General features: G+C 29.8%; 18 protein-coding genes. All 18 read left to right on the top strand.

Features of this window, described 5'->3' with window-relative positions:
- The first annotated feature begins 31 nt into the window (after positions 1-31).
- The 18 genes from BIV18_RS02785 (at position 32) to BIV18_RS02700 (ending at position 19,892) form a co-directional block, all read left to right on the top strand.
- Positions 32-1,219: a MalY/PatB family protein gene (locus BIV18_RS02785; RefSeq protein ID WP_075659201.1), complete on the top strand. Its 1,188-nt coding sequence runs from the start codon at positions 32-34 to the stop codon at positions 1,217-1,219.
- 391 nt (positions 1,220-1,610) lie between these two features.
- Positions 1,611-2,423 carry a 30S ribosomal protein S2 gene (rpsB, locus tag BIV18_RS02780; RefSeq protein ID WP_075659200.1) on the top strand — a complete coding sequence of 271 codons (813 nt, stop codon included), beginning with the start codon at positions 1,611-1,613 and terminating at the stop codon, positions 2,421-2,423.
- Between the two features lie 71 nt (positions 2,424-2,494).
- A complete protein-coding gene (gene tsf / locus BIV18_RS02775; protein ID WP_075659199.1) occupies positions 2,495-3,139 on the top strand; it encodes a translation elongation factor Ts in 645 nt (214 codons plus the stop codon).
- 16 nt (positions 3,140-3,155) lie between these two features.
- Entirely contained in the window at positions 3,156-3,860 is a 705-nt protein-coding gene (gene pyrH, locus BIV18_RS02770) for a UMP kinase (protein ID WP_075659198.1), read from the top strand.
- Positions 3,861-3,869: 9 nt separating this feature from the next.
- Entirely contained in the window at positions 3,870-4,427 is a 558-nt protein-coding gene (gene frr, locus BIV18_RS02765; RefSeq protein ID WP_075659197.1) for a ribosome recycling factor, read from the top strand.
- 44 nt (positions 4,428-4,471) lie between these two features.
- Positions 4,472-5,197, top strand: coding sequence for an undecaprenyl pyrophosphate synthase (locus BIV18_RS02760; protein WP_075659196.1), 726 nt, complete (start codon positions 4,472-4,474; stop codon positions 5,195-5,197).
- 2 nt (positions 5,198-5,199) lie between these two features.
- Positions 5,200-5,982: a phosphatidate cytidylyltransferase gene (locus BIV18_RS02755; protein ID WP_075659195.1), complete on the top strand. Its 783-nt coding sequence runs from the start codon at positions 5,200-5,202 to the stop codon at positions 5,980-5,982.
- 9 nt (positions 5,983-5,991) lie between these two features.
- Positions 5,992-7,002, top strand: a complete 1,011-nt coding sequence (gene rseP / locus BIV18_RS02750; protein WP_075659194.1) for an RIP metalloprotease RseP — start codon at positions 5,992-5,994, stop codon at positions 7,000-7,002.
- The gene (ispG, locus tag BIV18_RS02745; RefSeq protein ID WP_083635518.1) at positions 6,999-8,054 is read left to right on the top strand and encodes a flavodoxin-dependent (E)-4-hydroxy-3-methylbut-2-enyl-diphosphate synthase; all 1,056 of its coding nucleotides are present in this window, start codon (positions 6,999-7,001) and stop codon (positions 8,052-8,054) included. The genes rseP and ispG overlap by 4 nt, the downstream gene beginning before the upstream one ends.
- A 4-nt stretch (positions 8,055-8,058) precedes the next feature.
- Positions 8,059-12,300 carry a PolC-type DNA polymerase III gene (locus tag BIV18_RS02740; RefSeq protein ID WP_144015194.1) on the top strand — a complete coding sequence of 1,414 codons (4,242 nt, stop codon included), beginning with the start codon at positions 8,059-8,061 and terminating at the stop codon, positions 12,298-12,300.
- A gap of 102 nt (positions 12,301-12,402) precedes the next feature.
- Complete coding sequence (locus BIV18_RS02735; RefSeq protein ID WP_075659193.1) at positions 12,403-12,864, top strand: ribosome maturation factor RimP; 462 nt, start codon at positions 12,403-12,405, stop codon at positions 12,862-12,864.
- Between the two features lie 11 nt (positions 12,865-12,875).
- Complete coding sequence (gene nusA / locus BIV18_RS02730) at positions 12,876-14,153, top strand: transcription termination factor NusA (RefSeq protein WP_075659192.1); 1,278 nt, start codon at positions 12,876-12,878, stop codon at positions 14,151-14,153.
- A 26-nt stretch (positions 14,154-14,179) separates the two neighbouring features.
- A complete protein-coding gene (gene rnpM, locus BIV18_RS02725; RefSeq protein WP_075659191.1) occupies positions 14,180-14,443 on the top strand; it encodes an RNase P modulator RnpM in 264 nt (87 codons plus the stop codon).
- A 24-nt stretch (positions 14,444-14,467) separates the two neighbouring features.
- Positions 14,468-16,774 (top strand): translation initiation factor IF-2, encoded by a 2,307-nt coding sequence (gene infB / locus BIV18_RS02720; protein WP_075659190.1) that lies wholly within the window; start codon positions 14,468-14,470, stop codon positions 16,772-16,774.
- On the top strand, positions 16,774-17,127 hold the full coding sequence (gene rbfA / locus BIV18_RS02715) for a 30S ribosome-binding factor RbfA (RefSeq protein WP_075659189.1): 354 nt from the start codon (positions 16,774-16,776) through the stop codon (positions 17,125-17,127). Before infB ends, rbfA begins: the two co-directional genes overlap by 1 nt.
- A complete protein-coding gene (locus BIV18_RS02710) occupies positions 17,120-18,094 on the top strand; it encodes a DHH family phosphoesterase (protein WP_075660364.1) in 975 nt (324 codons plus the stop codon). The genes rbfA and BIV18_RS02710 overlap by 8 nt, the downstream gene beginning before the upstream one ends.
- A complete protein-coding gene (gene truB, locus BIV18_RS02705) occupies positions 18,091-18,981 on the top strand; it encodes a tRNA pseudouridine(55) synthase TruB (RefSeq protein ID WP_075659188.1) in 891 nt (296 codons plus the stop codon). Before BIV18_RS02710 ends, truB begins: the two co-directional genes overlap by 4 nt.
- Positions 18,978-19,892, top strand: a complete 915-nt coding sequence (locus BIV18_RS02700; RefSeq protein ID WP_075659187.1) for a bifunctional riboflavin kinase/FAD synthetase — start codon at positions 18,978-18,980, stop codon at positions 19,890-19,892. Before truB ends, BIV18_RS02700 begins: the two co-directional genes overlap by 4 nt.
- The last annotated feature ends 103 nt before the right edge of the window (positions 19,893-19,995 follow it).

Here is a 19,995-nt window from a genome sequence, read left to right as displayed (position 1 = left end):
TATTTAGAGTAAAATAAAAATAGGAGGAATTATGAAATACGATTTTAAAACTAGAGTAAATAGAAAAGGACAAGGTTCCTTAAAATGGAAAGATATGTATGAGAAAAAAAGAGATGTAAGTGATGGTGTTGTACCTTTATCAGTTGCCGATATGGAATTTAAACATCCTGAAGAATTAATTTCAGGGTTAAAAGAGCATATAGAAAATACAGTATTGGGATATACTGGACCTACTGATGAATTTAAGCAATCTGTTGCAAATTGGATGCAAAAACGTCATAATTTTAAAATAGAAAAAGATTGGATAGTAAATACATCAGGAGTAGTACCAGCATTTTTCAATGCAATTCGTGAATTTACAAAAGAGGGAGACGGAGTTATAATCATGAGTCCGGTATATTATCCCTTTTATAATGCTATTAAATTGCAAAATAGAGAGATTGTGGATTGTCCCTTAGTTGAAAAAGATGGATATTATACAATAAACTATGAGCTTTTTGATGAGTTATCAAAAAATAGTAAAAATAAAGTTTTATTATTTTGCTCCCCTCATAACCCTGTTGGTAGAGTATGGAAAAGAGAGGAGCTTGAAAAACTTGCATATATTATTAAGAAAAATGATGTGTTATTGTTATCTGATGAGATACACTTTGATTTGATAATGCCAGGTTATGAACATACTGTTTTTCAAACAATAGATGAAGAAATTGCAGAAAGAACAATAACTTTTACAGCACCTTCAAAATCTTTTAATATTGCTGGCATGGGAATGAGTAATATAATTATTAAAAACAAAGAGCTTAGAGATAAATTTATAAAGGCACTTGAAAGTATATCTGCTATTCCTACAACAGCTGTGGGATATAAAGCTTGTCAAATTGTATATGATAAATGTGAACAATGGCTTGATGAATGTATTGATGTCATTGATGGAAATCAAAGGTTGTTAAATGATTTTTTTGAAAAAAGATTTAAAAATATAAAGGCACCTTTAATAGAAGGAACATATTTACAGTGGGTGGATTTTAGAGCTTTAGGATTAGATAAGGAGAAACTAGAAAAATTCATGATAGAGGAAGCAGAATTATTTCTAGATGAGGGATATATATTTGGAGAAAATGGAGAAGGTTTTGAAAGATTTAATCTAGCAGTTCCAAAAGAAGTGCTTGAAGAGGCTTTGGAAAGATTAGATAAAGCTTTAAATAGATTAAAAAAATAGTATTAAATAAAAATAGGATAAAGTACTCTTTACAAAATATAATCTATAAATAAAGGGCTGTTGTGAAAGTCCTAAAAAAAGGCGAGGATAATAAAAAATCTCGTCTTTTTTGATACAATTTATACATGAAAAAATAAACATTAAATTTTCTAAAATCATAATTTATATTGACTATGTTCTGGTATCAAAGTGTAAAAAGTGTTGTAATATATATATTGATAATTAAGAAAGAGTAAAGATCAATGTAAAATAAACAATTGATAATTTTAACGCATTATGTTATACTTTTATCCGGTAACTAATACACACATTTTTTGATATCTAAGGAGTTGCCAATTTGGTCCCTATGATAGATGATAAAAATGGAGGAAAAAACACGGAGGTGGCTTAAATGTCAGTAATTTCAATGAAAAATTTATTAGAAGCAGGTGTTCACTTTGGACACCAAACTAGAAGATGGAATCCTAAGATGAAGAGATTTATATTTACTGAAAGAAACGGTATTTATATAATCGACCTTCAAAAGACTGTTAAAAAAATTGAAGAAGCTTATGATTTTGTAAGAGAGATTGCAGCAAATGGTGGAGAGATCCTTTTTGTTGGTACAAAAAAGCAAGCTCAAGATGCAATTGAAAAAGAAGCAATTAAATGTGGTATGCCTTATATTAATGAAAGATGGTTAGGCGGTCTTTTAACTAACTACAAGACTATTAGCAAGAGAATTGAAAGACTTTACAAATTATTTGAAATGGAAGAAAATGGGACATTTGATGTTCTTCCAAAGAAAGAAGTTGCTCAATTACTACATGAAAGAGAAAAACTTGAAAAATTCCTTGGTGGAATTAAAGAAATGAAGGGAATGCCTCAAGCACTATTTGTAGTTGATCCTAAAAAAGAAAGAATAGCAGTTAAAGAAGCACATATTTTGGGAATTCCTGTTATCGGTATCGTTGATACAAATTGTGACCCTGAAGAATTAGATATTCCAATTCCGGGAAATGACGATGCAATTAGAGCAGTAAAACTTATCACTGAAACTATTGCAAATGCAGTTATCGAGGGAAAACAAGGAAGTCAAATTGAAGATAACGATAGTGATGATTATGATGAATCCACTCAAGATGTTTCTGAAGAGTCTATTGAAGTAGAGTCCATTGAAATCGAAGAAACTGTTGAGGATGAAAAGTCAACTATAGAAGACTAAAGATATTTCGAGAGTTCTAAAGTAATCCTTTAAAACTCTCTTTTTTTAAAATAAATAAGGAGTGAATTAAAATGGCTATTACAGCAGCATTAGTTAAAGAATTAAGAGAAAAAACTGGAGCAGGTATGATGGACTGTAAGAAAGCTTTGTCAGAAACAAATGGCGATATGGACAAGGCAGTTGATTTTCTAAGAGAAAAGGGTTTAGCATCTGTTGCTAAAAAATCTTCAAGAATTGCATCTGAAGGTCTTGTTGATTCTTATATTCATGGTGGAAGAATTGGAGTTTTAGTTGAAGTTAACTCTGAGACAGACTTCGTTGCTAAAAATGAAGAGTTTAAAAACTTCGTTAGGGATATTGCAATGCAAGTTGCTGCAGTTGCTCCAAAATATGTTAGTCGTGAGGAAGTTCCTGCTGAAGAGGTAGAGCACGAAAGAAACATTCTTACGGAACAAGCGAGAGGAGAAAATAAACCGGAACATATTATTGAAAAAATGGTAGAAGGTAGACTTGAAAAATTCTATGAAGAAATTTGTCTGCTTGATCAAGATTTCATTAAAGATCCAGATAAAAAAATCAAAGATATTTTAAATGATTTAATAGCAAAAATTGGTGAAAATATTAAAATCAGAAGATTTGTTAGATTTGAAGTTGGCGAAGGTCTTGAAAAAAGAGAAGAAAACTTTGCTGAAGAAGTAGCTAAACAAATAGGTTAACAAATTGGAGGAGTAAATGCCAAAATATAAGAGAATTGTTTTAAAACTCAGCGGTGAGGCACTAGCAGGTTCAAATTCCGTTGGAATTGATATTGATTATGTCAATTTAATTGCAAGGCAAGTAAAGAAAATTTATGAATTAGGTGTTGAGACGGGAATTGTCGTAGGTGGCGGAAACTTTTGGAGAGGACGTGACGAAAATAATATTGATCGTGCTACATCTGATTATATGGGTATGTTAGGTACTGTTATGAACGCTTTAGCATTACAGGACTCTTTAGAAAAATTAGGCGTTATTACTCGTGTGCAAACTGCTATCGAAATGAAGCAAGTTGCAGAACCTTATATTAGAAGGCGTGCTATAAGACATTTAGAAAAAGGTCGTGTTGTTATATTCTCAGCTGGAGTTGGAAATCCATATTTCTCTACTGATACTGCTGCTGCTCTTAGGGCTGCGGAAATTGATGCGGATGTTATACTTTTAGCTAAAAAGGGTACAGATGCAATTTATGATTCTGATCCAAATATAAATGCAGATGCAAAGAAATATGACCACTTAAGTTATAGGGAGATTTTAAATAAAAATTTAAAAATAATGGATGGCACTGCGACTACACTTTGCATGGACAACAATATTCCTTTAAGGGTTTTCGGAATTGATGAAGAAGATGCAATGTATAAAGTTGTGTGTGGTGAAGAAATTGGTACAAGTGTTAAATAGGAGGATATTATGATATCTGATTTAAAAAATAATTCTGAGTCTAGAATGAAAAAAACTGTGGGATCATTAGTTGAATCACTTCAATCTATAAGGGCAGGTCGTGCGAATACTACTTTACTTGATAAAATTTATGTTGAATATTATGGACAACAAACTCCAATTAATCAAGTTTCTAGTCTTTCTGCTCCAGAGCCAAGACTTCTTACAATTCAACCTTGGGATTCTACTTTAATTCCTGAAATTGAGAAAGCGATATTAAAATCTGATTTAGGGATAAATCCTTCAAATGATGGAAAAATTATTAGACTTGTTATTCCTCAACTTACAGAAGAGAGAAGAAGAGATCTTACAAAATTAGTAGGCAAATATGCTGAAGAAGCAAAAATTTCCATTAGGAATATTAGAAGAGATGCTATGGAGGATATTAAAAAAGCTGAAAAAGCTAAAGAAATTTCTGAAGATGATAAGATTTCATATGAAGAAGATATTCAAAAGTTGACAGATAAATATATTAAAGAAGTTGACAAGGTAGCAGAAAACAAAGAAAAAGAACTTATGGAAATTTAAATTTTAGCCTTAGATTATTCTAAGGCTTTTTTTTAAGGAGTTTTATGAACTATTACGAAGAATTGGACTTAAACAATATTCCAAAACACGTTGGGATAATTATGGATGGAAATGGAAGATGGGCAAAAAATAGAAATATGCCAAGAACTTTTGGGCACAAAGAGGGAACTAAAAGAGTAATAGAAATAGTTGAAGCAGCTTATAAAATAAATATAAAGTCTTTGACTTTATATGCTTTTTCTACAGAAAACTGGAAGAGGCCTGATGAAGAAATTTCAAAACTTATGGATTTATTAGCCTTTTATATAAAAAGTCAGTTAGAAAAAATTAAAAAAAACAATGTTAGAATTAAAGTGCTAGGCGATTATAGTGTCTTTCCACATACAATAGTTAAACTAATTGAATATGCATTGCAGGAAACAAAATCAAATGATAGAATGATATTAAATATTGGGTTAAATTATGGTGGTCAAAGTGAAATAGTTAGAGCAGCAAAAATGATATGTAAGGAAGTCATTGCAAATAAAATTAATATTGATGATATCGATACAGAAAACTTTAAGAATTATTTATATACAAAGGGACAAGATGATCTTGATTTTTTAATTAGACCTAGTGGAGAACTTAGAGTTTCTAACTTTTTACTTTATCAATTAGCTTATAGCGAATTTTATTTTTCAAATTTATTGTGGCCTGATTTTCATGAAAATGAATTTTACAAGGCAATTTATGATTTTCAAAAACGAAATAGAAGGTACGGAGGACTATAATTTTGAAAGATTTACAAAAAAGAGTTATCACTGGAATATTGGGTATTCTTTTATTAATTTTAATTTTTTATTTAGGAATAAATGCAATAAAAATTTCAATTTTTCTTTTGACTCTTGAAAATGTAAGAGAAATTTACAATGCTCTTCACAATAAAGGTATTAAGTTATGTTTGCCAGTTTTATTTTTTGGTGCAATTATAACTTTTTTGTGTTCCTTTTTTGATAAAAATTTAATTTATTCTCTTGTTCTTTTTTTTATTATTAATTCATGCCTTTTAGTACTATTAGAAAATTATGATATAAGTAATTACGCTTATACTTCTTTTACTTATTTTTATGCTATATTTTTATTGAATTTACTAGGTAGTATTGATGATATTTATTTAATTATTTCTGCCTTTGTAATATCTTTTTCAACAGATACTTTTGCTTATTTTGTTGGTTCAACTTTTGGAAAGCACAAGTTAATAGAAAGAGTAAGTCCCAATAAATCTGTGGAAGGTGCAATAGGTGGCACATTTTTTTCACTTGTCATCACAACAATTTATTTTGTTATTTTAAATAGATATAATGATATTTACAGTATAAATGCTTTTGTAGTATTAATTATTTTTTTAGCTTCCATATCAGGACAATTTGGAGATTTGTTCGCATCTAAGATTAAAAGATATACGGGAATAAAGGACTATGCCCAAGTACTTCCTGGACATGGAGGTATACTTGATAGATTTGATAGTTTAATTTTTATTAGTCCCTTCGTATTTATTTTATATAATTTTATTTGAGGAGGATAAATGATTACTTTAATAAGTTCTGTTGTAGTTTTCCTATTAGTTGTAATGCTCCATGAGTTTGGACATTTCACTGTTGCAAAACTTTCAGGAATAAAAGTTAATGAGTTTTCCATTGGTATGGGTCCGAAACTTATCCAAAAACAAAGGGGCGAGACTTTTTATAGCCTTAGAGCACTTCCAATAGGTGGATATGTTGCTATGGAAGGCGAAGAAGAAAATTCACATGATCCAAGAGCTTTTAATAATGTTTCTATTTTAAAGAGAATGGCAGTTGTTTTGGCTGGAGCTTTTATGAATTTTGTTCTAGGATTTCTTGCCTTTACTATTATTTTCTCTATAGTTGGCTATGGGTCAAATGAAATAGAAAATGTAATAAAAAATTCTCCAGCCGAAATTTCTGGTTTAAAACCTGGAGATAAAATTATAGAAATTGACCAGATTAAAACTAGAGATATTTACGAAATTAATTCTCTGATTAGAGATAAAAAAGAGGAAAATATACATTTAAAAGTAGATAGAGAAGGTAAAAAATTAAACTTTGATTTAAAACCTAAATATTCTCAAGAAAATAAAATGTATTTAATAGGTATTACATCTAAGTTAAAGCATTCTTTTTTTAAATCAATAGAAATTGGTGCAAAAAGAACTCTAGATATGTCCATTGTAATTTTAAAAAGTTTAAAAATGATATTTGATGGCTCTTTTAAAATGGAATACCTTTCTGGGCCAGTTGGAGTTGTACAAATGATAGGGTCGGAATCGTCTAAAGGATTTTTAAATTTTTTACAAATTTTAGCTTTAATTTCAGTGAATTTAGGTGTGTTTAACTTATTGCCAATTCCTGCACTTGATGGTGGAAAGTTTTTATTTTTATTAATTGAAGCAATTAGAGGAAAGCCAATTGATGAAAAAATTGAACAAAGACTTTCTTTAATTGGGATGAGCCTTTTGTTTAGCTTAATGATATATGTAACTATATTTAACGATATTGGAAGGTTGTTTAATAAATGATAAACAGAAAAGAAACAAAAAAGATTTATGTTGGCGATGTTTCAATTGGAGGAGATTCTTTTATTTCTATTCAATCAATGACAAACACTAATACTAAGGATGTAAAGTCAACTGTTTCACAAATAAAAAGATTAGAAGATGCAGGTTGCGACATTATAAGAATGGCAGTAAATGATTTAGAGGATGCAGCTGCTATTAAAAAAATAAAAAAAGAAATTAAAATTCCAATAATATCTGATATTCAATTTGATTATAAACTTGCAATTGCTGCAGCGGAAAATGAAAGTGATGCAATAAGGCTAAATCCTGGAAATATTGGTGCCTCATGGAAGATAAAAGAAGTAACGGAATCTTGTAAATTTCACAATATTCCAATAAGAGTGGGCGTGAACTCTGGTTCTATTAAACAGGAATTTTTAGATAAATTTAAGGGAGTTAATGCATCTTCGATATGTTTAAGTGCAATGGAAGAAGTTGAAATTCTCGAAAAAAATAATTTTTTTGACATTGCAGTCTCTTTAAAGGCTTCAAGTGTAAATTTAACCATTGAAAGTTATAGAAAATTTTCTCAAATGTCAAAATATCCACTTCATCTTGGAGTTACTGAAGCAGGAACGCCAAAAAAGGGAATAATTAAATCTGCTATTGGAATTGGGACTCTTTTATCTGAAGGAATTGGCGATACAATAAGAGTTTCATTAACATCTGATCCATTAGAAGAAGTTATAGCGGCAAAGGATATTTTAAAAGCATTGGACCTTCGTAGAGAAGGAATAGATTTGATTTCTTGTCCTACTTGTGCAAGAACTAAAGTTAATTTAATTGAAATGGTTAAGACTGTGGAAGACAAACTTTATACAATGGATAAGAATTTAAAAGTTGCCATTATGGGTTGTGCAGTAAATGGACCTGGTGAAGCAAGGGAAGCTGACATTGGAATTGCATGTGGAAATGGGGAAGGACTTATTTTTAGTAAGGGTAAAATAATTAAAAAGGTTCCAGAAGATAAACTTTTAAGTGAGCTATTGCAAGAAATCGAAAAAATTAGGTGATGATTTGATTTTATTAAAGGATATTTTTAAAAAATTAGAAATTACTTCTATAGATATTTCTGAAGATATTTATATTGAATCCATTAAAAGAAATAAAGATAGTGGAGAAGTATTTTTTATAATAACATCTAAAGATGAATTAGAAAATAATTTAGAGAAAAACATAAAAGAAATATTTTCAAGGAATTTAAAAGAATATAAGGTTTATATTGAGTTTAAATCATCTTCTCTCTATAAAAGTGAAGATGATTTAATTTGTGCAGAAATTTTGAAATACAACCCTTCCTCAAAAATTTGGATTGATGAAATTGATATTAAAAAAGAAAATTCTAAAATAGAAATAAAAGTGCCAACGGAAGAGGCCTATTATACATTAACTAAGAATGGTTTTGGAGCTTATTTGGAGAAAGAACTTAAGGTTTTTGGCTCTTACATAATAAATTTTGATTTTGTAAAGGAAATAGTTGAGGAAGAACATTTGGAATCTTTTATTTCACAAATTGATGAAGCGGAAGAATTTATTTCTGCAAAACAGGAGTTGGAAATAAAGGCAAAAACAGTTAATAATGAAAGGGAAAACAAGACAAAAAAAGTTAATTGTTACGGGAAAAAAGACATTGGCAATATACAAAGGCTTATAGATGTAAATTTAAATTCTCAAAAAGCAACCGTAGAAGTTGATATATTTAATGTTGAGAGCAGAGAAATAAAAAATGGCAACTTTTTAATTTCCTTATCTATAACTGATTATACAACATCAACTCTTGCAAAAATATTTTTAAAGCCAGAAAAAGCTCGAGATTTTTTAGAAAGTTTTAAAAATGGAGAGCATGTTTTAATAACAGGAAATGTAAGCTATGATAATTTTTCAAGATGTGAAACTATTATGATTAGATACATTGAAAAAAGAGATAAAGCAATTCGCATGGATTATTCCAAGGAAAAAAGGACTGAACTTAGAATTCACTCAAAGATGTCTCAAATGTCAGGAGTAACTTCCTTTACTGATTTTGCAAAGAGGGCAAAAGTGTGGGGTCATGATGCCTTAGCAATATCTGATACTAACGATGTTCAAGGATTTCCTGAAGCAATGGAAGCAGGAGAGGCAACGGGACTTAAAATTTTATATGGAGCAGATATAAATTTTGTAGATGATGAAGAAAAAATAGTAACAAATTATGATTCAAATAAAGATTATAATTCTTATGTTGTTTTTGATATAGAAACTACTGGATTATCATCAAGAAATGATAAAATTACAGAAATTGGAGCCGTAAAAATTGTTGATGGTGTAATAGTCGATAGATTTTCACAATTAATTAATCCAGAAAGGGAAATCCCACAAGTTGTTGTTGAATTAACGGGAATTAGCAATTCAAAAGTAGAAAATGAGCCTACTATCGAAGAGATAATTCCTAAATTTTACGATTTTGCAAAGGACTCAGTTCTTGTAGCACATAATGCTAAATTTGATATCTCTTTTATTAGAAGGGAATATATAAACAATAATTTAGAATTTAATCATCCGATTCTCGACACATTAGTACTTGCAAGGGCAATAATGACTGATATGAAGAGATTTAATTTAGGAACTCTTTGTAAAAATTTAGGTATATCACTTGTTGGTGCACATAGAGCAGTAAATGATGCCGAAGCTACTGCTGCAATGTTTATAAAACTAATTGAAAGATTTAAAAGAGAAAAAGAATTTAATTTTGATAATTTAAATAAAGAGATTGTAAAGGTAGATTCAAAGCGTTTATTTGAAAGCTCATTGCTTTTATTAGTAAAGGATGAAGTAGGGCTTAAAAATTTATACAAGCTAATTTCAGCATCTCATATGCAATTTTATAATTTCTCTCCAAAGGTTCCTAGAACTTTATTAAATAAATATAGAGAGGGCATATTAGTTGGATCTGGAATTTCAAACTCAGAACTTTTTGATGCAGTTTATAGAATGTGTCCTGATCATCAATTGTTAGAAATTGCAAAATACTATGACTTTTTAGAAATTCAACCAGCAAATGACAATATAATTGAAATTCAAGATGGAAAATTCAGCATAAATGACATAAGGGAAATCAATAAAAAAATCATTTGGCTTGGAGAAAAATTAGGAATTCCTGTAATTGCGGATTCAAACACTTATTATCTTGAAGAGTCAGAAGATATTTTAAGGAGAATTGTTTTAAATGGGAAGCCAGGCAGACCTGACCCAAGAGCAAGTCGTGAGCAAAAACTTTATTTAAAAACTACAGAAGAAATGCTTGATGAGTTTTCTTATTTGGGAAATCAAAAGGCATATGAAGTTGTAGTAACTAATACAAATAAAATAAAAGATGAAATAAAATCAATAAAGCCAATTCCTGATGGGAAATATCCTCCAGTTATTGAAGGCTCAGATGAAAGTTTAAGAGAAATGACTTATAAAAGAGCTCACAAAATTTATGGAGATGTTCTTCCAGAAATAGTAGAAGAAAGGCTTGAAAAAGAATTAAAATCTATAATTTCAAATGGATATTCCGTACTTTATATTATTGCACAAAAACTTGTAAAAAAATCTAACGATGATGGATTTTTAGTAGGTTCAAGAGGTTCTGTTGGATCCTCTTTTGTAGCTACAATGGCTGGCATTACAGAAGTAAATCCACTTCCACCACATTATATTTGTCCTAATTGTAAACATTCTGAATTCACAAAAAATTTGGAATTTGGCAGTGGAGTTGATATGCCAGATAAACTTTGTCCAAAATGTGGAACTCCAATGAAAAAAGATGGGCATAACATTCCTTTTGAAGTATTTTTAGGATTTTATGGAGACAAGGAGCCAGATATTGATTTGAATTTTGCAGGAGAATATCAACCACAGGCTCATAAATACACTGAAGAATTATTTGGCAAAGGATACGTATTTAGAGCTGGTACAATTGGGAAGATTGCAGAAAAAACTGCTTATGGTTATGTTAAAAAATATTTTGAAAATAAAAACATTTCTCCAATTGAAATAGATAGATTGGCAAAGGAAATAACTGATGGCAAGAGAACAAGTGGACAACATCCTGGCGGAGTTATGATTGTTCCAAAGAATAAAAGTATTTTTGACTTCACGCCAATACAATATCCTGCAGATGATCCAGCTTCGGGAGTAATAACTACACATTTTGATTACAATTTTATTCATGGAAAGATTTTAAAACTTGATATACTTGGTCACGATGGTCCAACTATTATAAAGATGCTTGAGGATTTTACTGGAATTGATTCAAATAAAATTAAGCTTGACGATGAAAAGACTTTATCAATGTTTAATAGTGCAGAAATTTTTAATATGGATGAAGAAATATTCTCATGCGATACGGGAACACTTGGCATACCGGAATTTGGCACATCCTTTGTAATAGCTATGCTTGTGGAAACAAAGCCGAAGAGTTTTGCAGACCTTGTAAGAATTTCTGGATTATCGCATGGTACTGATGTTTGGATTTCAAATGCACAAGAACTTGTGGACTCTGGAAGAGCAGAACTTAAAGATGTAATAGCAACTAGAGAAGATATTATGGTTTATTTAATAAATGCTGGTGCAGAAAACAAAATGGCCTTTGACACCATGGAAAGGGTGCGAAAGGGGAAAGGACTTACCGAAGAACAAGAAAAAATAATGAAAGACTTAGATTTGCCTGAATGGTATATTGATTCTTGTAAAAAAATTAAGTATATGTTTCCAAAAGCCCATGCTGTTGCTTATGTAATGTTATCCTTTAGAATTGCATACTATAAATTGAATTATCCTTTAGCTTTTTATGCCACATATTTTACTATTAAGCTAAATGATTTTAATGGAGAAAATATTATTGAAGGACCAAACTTTTTAAAAAATAGAATTAAAACTTTAAAGGAAATTCAAAATCCAACAGCAAAGGATAAGGGAGAGATAAGAGTTTCTGAAGTTGCACTTGAAATGTATGCAAGAGGATTTGAATTTTTGCCAGCAGATTTATATAAATCAAAGGCTTCCAAGTTCACAATCGAGGATGATAAAATAAGGATGCCTCTTAGAGCCATACCTGGAATTGGAGAGAATTGTGCAAATAGTATTGAAGAAGAAGCTTCTAAGTCTATTTTTCTATCAGTAGAAGATTTTTCTAAAAGAACTAAGGCAGGAAATTCTGTAATAACAATTTTACAAAAAAATGGAATGCTAATAGATCTAGATGAAACCAATCAAATTTCACTATTTAATTTTTGAAAGTTGTAATTTTAGCAATATGTGTTATAATTTAATAAGAAAGATATTTTAGTGTAAAGAGTGGGTTAACCCACTCTTTGTTTTTTAGTAGTGAGGTGTTAAGTGAATAAAAAAGAATTAAAAAAAGAGATTTACCCACTAGCTGAAGAGGTAGCAGAAGAACTAGGTTATGAAATTGTAGACATAGAATTTCAAAAGGGATCAAAACACGATCTTCTCTCAATTTTTATTTATAAAAAAGAAGGAATTGATCTTGACGACTGCACAGAAATGAGTAGAAATTTAGAGAAAAAATTGGATAATCTTGAAATTTTAAAAAATCCTTATTATCTTGAAATTTCTTCACCAGGGCTTGATAGACCTTTAAAAACAAAAGATGACTATAGAAGAAATATTGGCAATGAAGTTGATGTAAAACTTTACGCACCAATTAATGGGAAAAAAGAATTTAGTTTTGTTTTAGACAAATACGACGATGAAAATTTTTATTGTAAAATTGATGATGAAGATATTGTAATACCAATTAAATCAATTTCATCTATGAAACAAACTATTAAATTTTAATGGAGGATTAAATGAACCAAGAGTTTATAGACGCTTTGAATGAAATTGAAAAGGAAAAAGGAATTTCAAAAGAAATTGTCTTTGAAGCATTGGAGTCGGCTTTAGTTTCTAGTTATAGAAAAAATTATGGGACATCTCAAAATGTAGTTGTTAATATGAATCGAGAAACTGGAGAAATAAGGTTATTCGCATCAAAAGATATTGTCGAAAATGTTGAAAATGATCAACTTGAAATATCTTTGGAAGAAGCAAAAAAAATAGATCCAAATTATGAAGTTGGAGATGTTTATAATTTAGAAATACATCCAAAAAATTTTGGCAGAATTGCAGCTCAAACAGCTAAACAAGTTGTTATTCAAAGAATAAAAGACGCTGAAAGGGATATTGTTTTTGAAGAATTTGTGGAAAGAGAAAAAGAAATTATTACTGGAGTAGTTCAAAGGAAAGCCTACAATAATGTATATGTAGATTTGGGAACAACTGAAGCTGTCTTACCTTATAGTGAACAGATTAGCAATGAAAGGTATGAGCATGGCGATAGATACAAGATGTTAATTTTATCAGTTGAAAAGTCTACTAAAGGTCCGCAAATTATTCTTTCAAGATCACATCCAGATTTAATTAAAAGACTTTTTGAATTAGAAGTTCCTGAGGTTAGTGAGGGAATAGTGGAAATTTATTCTATATCAAGAGAAGCTGGTTCAAGGACAAAAATAGCAGTATTTTCCAGAGATCCCGAAGTAGATCCTCTAGGAGCTTGCGTTGGATACAAAGGTCAAAGAGTTAATGCAATTGTAGATGAAATCCATAACGAAAAAATTGATATAGTTATTTATGAAAAAGAAATTGACAAGTTTATTGCAAATTCTTTAAGTCCATCAAAAGTAGAAAAAGTTTTTGTAAATGAAGCTGAAAAATCTGCACTTGCAATAGTTCCAGATTACCAATTATCTCTTGCCATAGGTAAGGAAGGACAAAATGTTAGACTTGCTGCAAAGTTAACTGGATGGAAAATTGATATTAAATCCAATGAACAATTTGAAGCTTATCTTGAAGATAGAGGAATTACTGAAGAAGAATTACTTAATGAATTTGCAAATGCAAAGAAAGAAGTTCATGAGGAAAGGAAAAGCTCTGAGGAAACTATTGATTCAGAAGATTTTTCTAAAAATAATGAAATAAAAGAAATTCAAGAAGATGAAAGTTTAGAATTGGATTCTTCTAAAGAAGAGTATGAAGATACTGATCAAGTTGAAGAAATAGAAGAAGATAAAGAAAATGATAATTAAAAATTCTTAATTTAATGGAGTAAAAAATGACTAAAATTAGGAAAATACCTATGCGTACTTGTGTAGGTTGTCGTGAACAAAAACCAAAAAAAGATTTAATTAGAGTGGTTAAAAATAAAGAAGATGAAATCTTTATAGATAAAACTGGAAAGGCAAATGGAAGAGGAGCTTATTTATGTAATGACAAAAATTGTTTAGAAAAAGCGATAAAGTCAAAGGCCCTAAACAGGGCATTTAAGGCAGAAATTAGTGAGGAAGTTTATGAAAAACTAATTAATTCTGTGGATTAAGCTTCTTTTGAGGAGGTGTTCAATTTGTCAAAAATTAGAGTGCACGCATTGGCAAAGGAAATTGGTATTACTAGTAAAGAATTAATTTTAAAATTAAATGAAATGCAAATACCTGTAAAAAACCATATGTCAACTTTAGAAAGTGATGATGAAGAAAAAATAAGAAAATTATACACAAAAAATTCTTCTAAGAATGAATATCCTACAAAGAATGATAATTCTAAAAATAGTAGAAATACAAAAGATAAAAGTAAAACTTTAGATTCTAATAAGAAAAAACAAGTAAAGCATACTAGACATAATGAAGAAAAAAATCAAAAGAGAAATGATTATTTAGATAAAGATTCCTTTGATGTAAATAAAAAGGAAGTTCACAAGAATAAAATTCACAAAACAAAAGAAGAAGATTCTTTTGAAAATGAAAATTTAAATAAAAATAAAAAGAAAAAGTTTAAAAATAATAAAGAAAGTAAAAAGGAAATTAACAACTCCTATAATAGAGATTTAACCAAGAAAAAGCCGAAGAAAAAAGTTAAATCAAGACACAAAGTGGAAGAAGAAAGCAAAGGAGATGATCCTATAATAGTGATTGCACCAATTACAGTAAAAGATTTTGCAGATCAACTTGGAGTATCTGTATCTACAGTAATTACAAAATTAATAAGCCTTGGAGTTATGGCTAACCAAAATCAAAGTATTGATGAGGATACTTGTGTTCTTTTAGCAGAGGAACTTGGAATAGAAATTGAAATTGAAGAACAAAAACTTGATGATTCAATTGAAGAGGAATATGGACTATTAAAGAAGGACAAGGAAATAGATTTAAAGACTAGACCACCTGTAGTTACAGTAATGGGACATGTTGACCATGGCAAGACATCTCTACTTGATTCAATTAAAAAGACTCATGTAACTCAATCAGAAGCTGGTGGAATTACTCAACATATTGGAGCTTACACAGTTAATTTAGCTGGAAAGAAAATTACTTTTTTAGACACACCTGGACACGAAGCCTTCACTTCTATGAGGCTTAGAGGAGCTCAAACAACAGATATTGCTGTACTTGTTGTCGCTGCAGATGATGGCGTAATGCCACAAACTATTGAAGCTATTTCTCACGCAAGATCTGCTGAGGTTCCAATTATTGTTGCAATTACAAAAATTGATAAGCCTGAAGCCAATCCTGAAAGAGTAAAACAGGAGCTTATGAATGAAAATTTAGTTGCTGAAGAGTGGGGAGGAGATACTATAGTTGTTGGTGTTTCTTCAAAAACTGGTGAAGGTATTGATGAACTTCTTGAAATGATTCTTCTAGTTGCTGAAATGAGAGAGTTAAAGGCAAATCCTAATAGACGTGCTATTGGTACAATTATCGAAGCAAACCTAGATAAGAATAAGGGTCCTATGGCCACTGTTCTTATAAAAAATGGTACTTTAAGATTTGGAGATTCAATTGTATCTGGCGTATGTTCAGGAAGGATTAGAGCAATGGAAGACGATAAGGGCAAGAAAGTTAAAAAAGCTGGTCCTTCTATGCCAGTAGTAATTCTTGGACTTAACGATGTTCCCAATGCAGGTGATACAATTTTTGCAGTAAAAGATGATAAAACTGCAAAGGCTATTGCCGATAAAAACGCTGAAATTACTAGAGAAAAAAGACTTAGTCAAACTACAAAAATTAGTTTGGATAATTTATTCGAAAAAATTTCTGAAGAAGATGTAAAGGAATTAAATATAGTTGTAAAAGCTGATGTAAAGGGTTCTGTCGAAGCATTGAATCAATCACTTCTAAAACTATCTACAGAAGAAGTTAAAATCTCAATTATTCACTCTGGAGTTGGTGGAATTAACGAATCTGACGTAACACTTGCTTCGGCATCAAATGCAATTGTAATTGGATTTAATGTAAGACCAAACATAAACGCTATAGAACTTGCTAAGAGTGAAGACGTTGAAATTAGAACTTACAGAGTAATATATGAAATCATAAACGACATTGAACAAGCAGCAAAGGGTATGCTTGATCCAGATATTGTAGAAGAAATTCTTGGAAGATGTGAAATTAGACAAACATTTAAACTTCCTAACAATCAAATGGTTGCAGGTATATATGTTTTAAATGGTAAAATTTTAAGGAACTCCAAGGTAAAAGTTCTTAGAGATGACGTAGTTATTCATGAAGGTGATATCTCTTCTCTAAAGAGATTTAAAGACGATGTAAAGGAACTTGCTACTGGATTTGAGGGTGGTCTTGTAATTGATGGGTTCAACGATATTAAAGAAGGAGACCTTCTTGAATCCTATATAATAAAGGAAGTTAAGAGATCATAATGAACAATAAGAGAATTAATAGAATATCTGAAGAAGTAAAGAGAATAATTTCAAACATTGTCCAAAACGAATTAAAAGATCCTAGAATTCCTTCAATTACAAGCATTTCTCATGTGGATGTAACTAATGATTTATCTTTTGCCAAAGTTTATGTTTCTGTACTTGGAAATGATTCTGATAGAGATGAAGCAGTAGAAGGATTAAATTCTGCAAAGGGATTTATAAAAAAAGAATTGGCAAAAAAGGTTAAACTGAGAGCAATGCCTGAGCTTATTTTTATAAAAGATGATTCCATAGAAAGAGCTCTTGAGCTTGATAAATTAATTGATGAGGTAAATCGTGGAAATGATTAATTTAAAAGAACTTTCTTCTGAATTAAAAAAATTAATTTATGAAAGTGAAAATATTGCAGTTGCATCTCATCTAAATCCAGATGGAGATAATTTAGGATCAGTAACAGCTATGGTTGGAATGTTAAAAAAACTTGGCAAAAATGCTGTTTATGTTTTAGATGATACAATTCCTAATTCCTTTAAATTTTTGCCAAATTTATCCTATACAAAGAGTCCTGACAATATAAACAATGTTTTTGATTTATTCATTGCATTAGACTCCTCTGACGAAAATAGAATGGGCGAGAATATTAAAAAAATTTTTAAAGCCTCAAAAAAAACTGTTAATATTGACCATCATTTTAGCAATACAAAATTTGCTGATTTAAATATTGTCGACGATAAATCTCCTGCAACTTGTGAAGTTCTTGCAAGAATTTTTGAATCTCTTGATTTAAAGCTAAACAAAGAAATTGCAACCTCACTTTTCACTGGACTTTCTACAGATACTGGCTCCTTTAAATATAGTTCTGTAAATTCAAACACATTTTTAATTGCATCGAATTTATTTAAATATGATATTGACATAAATGAAGTAACAGTAAATGTTTATCAAAGTAGATCTAGGCAAAAAACGGATTTATTGATCCGAGCGATGAATTCTATTGAATACTTTGACAATGACAAAATAGCAGTTGTCTTTGTTACAAAGGATGATATGGAAAAGTCTAAGGCTGAGAAGGCGGATGCAGACGGCATAGTTGAATTTGTAAGAGATATTGACACTGTTGAACTTGCTGTTTTATTGAAAGAAAAAGATGACTGTATTAGATTATCACTACGATCAAAGTCTTATATTGATTGCACAAAAGTTGCATCAAAATTTAATGGCGGAGGTCATGTTAGAGCTTCTGGCGGTACAATTAATCATACAGACTTAAATAAAGCAAAAGAAGATGTAGTAAAAGTAGCTGAAGAACAATTATGATGGATGGACTTTTAATTTTTGACAAAGAAAAGGGAATTACTTCTCACGATTTAGTTTATAAAGTTAGAAAAAAGTTAGGCATAAAAAAAGTAGGACACACTGGAACTCTTGATCCATTGGCAACAGGAGTTCTAGTTATTTCCCTTGGCAAAGCTACAAAGATTAGTGATTATATTTTGTCTAGTGACAAAGTTTATGAGGCAAAAATTAAGCTTGGAATTTTGACCGATACCTACGACATAACGGGAAATATTTTGGAGGAAGAGGAAGTTAATTTTACTGAAGATGAAATTAATGAAACTTTAGTTAAATTCACTGGTAAAATTTCTCAAAGACCTCCAATTTATTCTGCCCTAAAAGTTAAGGGAAAAAAACTTTATGAATATGCAAGAGAAGGAAAAGATGTTGAAATCAAAAAAAGAGATATAGAAATTTATAAAAATGAACTTATAAATTTTAACGGAAGCGATGAAATTACTGTTTTAGTTGAAGTTTCTAAGGGCACATATATAAGGTCTCTTGCAAAGGACATTGGAAAATCTCTCGGCACCTTTGGAACTTTAACTGAACTTAGGCGGACAAGAACTGGAAATTTTAAAATTGAAGATTCTATGACAGTTCCTGATTTTGAAAAATCAAGTGTTGATGAAATAAAAGAAAAAATACTATCTATGGATTTAGCTCTTAACAATTTAAAAAGATTTGATCTTCCAAGTTATTTTTGTGAAAAATTTTTAATGGGACAATTTTATAAACTAGATGAAAATCTAATTAATGAAGATTACAGAATTTATTCAGAGGGTAGGTTTTTAGGAATTGGAGAAATTAGAAAAAAAGATGGGGATATTTTTCTCAAGATGAAGAAGAAATTAATAGGTGACTTATGAAAATAATTGAAATTGACTTAAATTATATTGCAGATGAAGAATCAGTTATAGCACTTGGAAATTTTGATGGAGTTCACAAAGGACATATTGCACTAATAAATAAGGCAATAGAAAATGCTAAAAAATTAAATATTAAATCCAGTATTTTACTTTTTAACGAACACACAGATAACCTTGTAAAATTAGGGAAAAAAGAGATTATTACAAATAATAATACTAAGCTTAAAATTCTAGAAAATTTAGGTATAGATTTAATTTATCTTATTAATTTTACAAGGGAATTTATGTCTTATAGCCCAATTAAATTTTTAGATTATTTTTTAGCAAAAAATTTAAAAATTAAAGGCGTGGTTGTTGGCTATGACTATACTTATGGATATAAAAAATCTGGAGATGTAGAACTTTTAAATGAAAATAAAAATTTATTTGAATCTATTGAAGTAATAGATCAAATTTCTTATAATGGCGAAAAAATTTCATCATCTTTAATTCGCAAACTAATTGAAGGCGGAAAAATAAAAGAAGCAAATTTTTTATTATCAAGACCTTATAAACTCATTGGAAAGATTATTCATGCTAAGGGATTAGGCAAAAAAATGGGTTATCCAACTGCAAACCTGAAACTAATAGATAATTTTGTAATACCAAAGTTTGGAGTATATGACTCTGATATTATTATTAAGGGCAAAAGGTTTAAAGCATCTACTAATATTGGGACAAATCCAACTGTTGAAAATGATGGTGTAAAAATTGAATCTCACATACTTGATTTTACTAGAGATATTTATGGTTATACCGTAGAACTTGAACTTTTAGATTTTGTAAGACCTGAACTAAAATTTAATAGCGTAGAAGAGTTATTTGATCAAATTGAAAAAGATGTTTTAGTTACAAGAAATAGATCTAATTAGAAAAGATATATGTTACAGAAATAAAAAAGAGAAGAGATAAGAGTTTTAAAGAGCAAAAATATTATTGAAATTTTGGGATTTATAGAGTATAATAAACCTACAT

The organism is Peptoniphilus grossensis, assembly GCF_001940285.1.
In the GTDB taxonomy this organism is placed as follows: Bacteria; Bacillota; Clostridia; order Tissierellales; family Peptoniphilaceae; genus Peptoniphilus_A; species Peptoniphilus_A faecalis.
Note: the sequence above shows the minus strand (reverse complement) of the source record. Positions and strands in the feature narration are given on the sequence as shown.

Excerpts from the sequence above, each read along its gene's own strand:
- BIV18_RS02785 (WP_075659201.1), top strand. The coding sequence starts at position 32 with ATGAAATACGATTTTAAAACTAGAGTAAATAGAAAAGGACAAGGTTCC.
- rpsB (WP_075659200.1), top strand. The coding sequence starts at position 1,611 with ATGTCAGTAATTTCAATGAAAAATTTATTAGAAGCAGGTGTTCACTTT.
- tsf (WP_075659199.1), top strand. The coding sequence starts at position 2,495 with ATGGCTATTACAGCAGCATTAGTTAAAGAATTAAGAGAAAAAACTGGA.
- pyrH (WP_075659198.1), top strand. The coding sequence starts at position 3,156 with ATGCCAAAATATAAGAGAATTGTTTTAAAACTCAGCGGTGAGGCACTA.
- frr (WP_075659197.1), top strand. The coding sequence starts at position 3,870 with ATGATATCTGATTTAAAAAATAATTCTGAGTCTAGAATGAAAAAAACT.
- BIV18_RS02760 (WP_075659196.1), top strand. The coding sequence starts at position 4,472 with ATGAACTATTACGAAGAATTGGACTTAAACAATATTCCAAAACACGTT.
- rseP (WP_075659194.1), top strand. The coding sequence starts at position 5,992 with ATGATTACTTTAATAAGTTCTGTTGTAGTTTTCCTATTAGTTGTAATG.
- ispG (WP_083635518.1), top strand. The coding sequence starts at position 6,999 with ATGATAAACAGAAAAGAAACAAAAAAGATTTATGTTGGCGATGTTTCA.
- nusA (WP_075659192.1), top strand. The coding sequence starts at position 12,876 with ATGAACCAAGAGTTTATAGACGCTTTGAATGAAATTGAAAAGGAAAAA.
- rnpM (WP_075659191.1), top strand. The coding sequence starts at position 14,180 with ATGACTAAAATTAGGAAAATACCTATGCGTACTTGTGTAGGTTGTCGT.
- rbfA (WP_075659189.1), top strand. The coding sequence starts at position 16,774 with ATGAACAATAAGAGAATTAATAGAATATCTGAAGAAGTAAAGAGAATA.
- BIV18_RS02710 (WP_075660364.1), top strand. The coding sequence starts at position 17,120 with ATGATTAATTTAAAAGAACTTTCTTCTGAATTAAAAAAATTAATTTAT.
- truB (WP_075659188.1), top strand. The coding sequence starts at position 18,091 with ATGATGGATGGACTTTTAATTTTTGACAAAGAAAAGGGAATTACTTCT.
- BIV18_RS02700 (WP_075659187.1), top strand. The coding sequence starts at position 18,978 with ATGAAAATAATTGAAATTGACTTAAATTATATTGCAGATGAAGAATCA.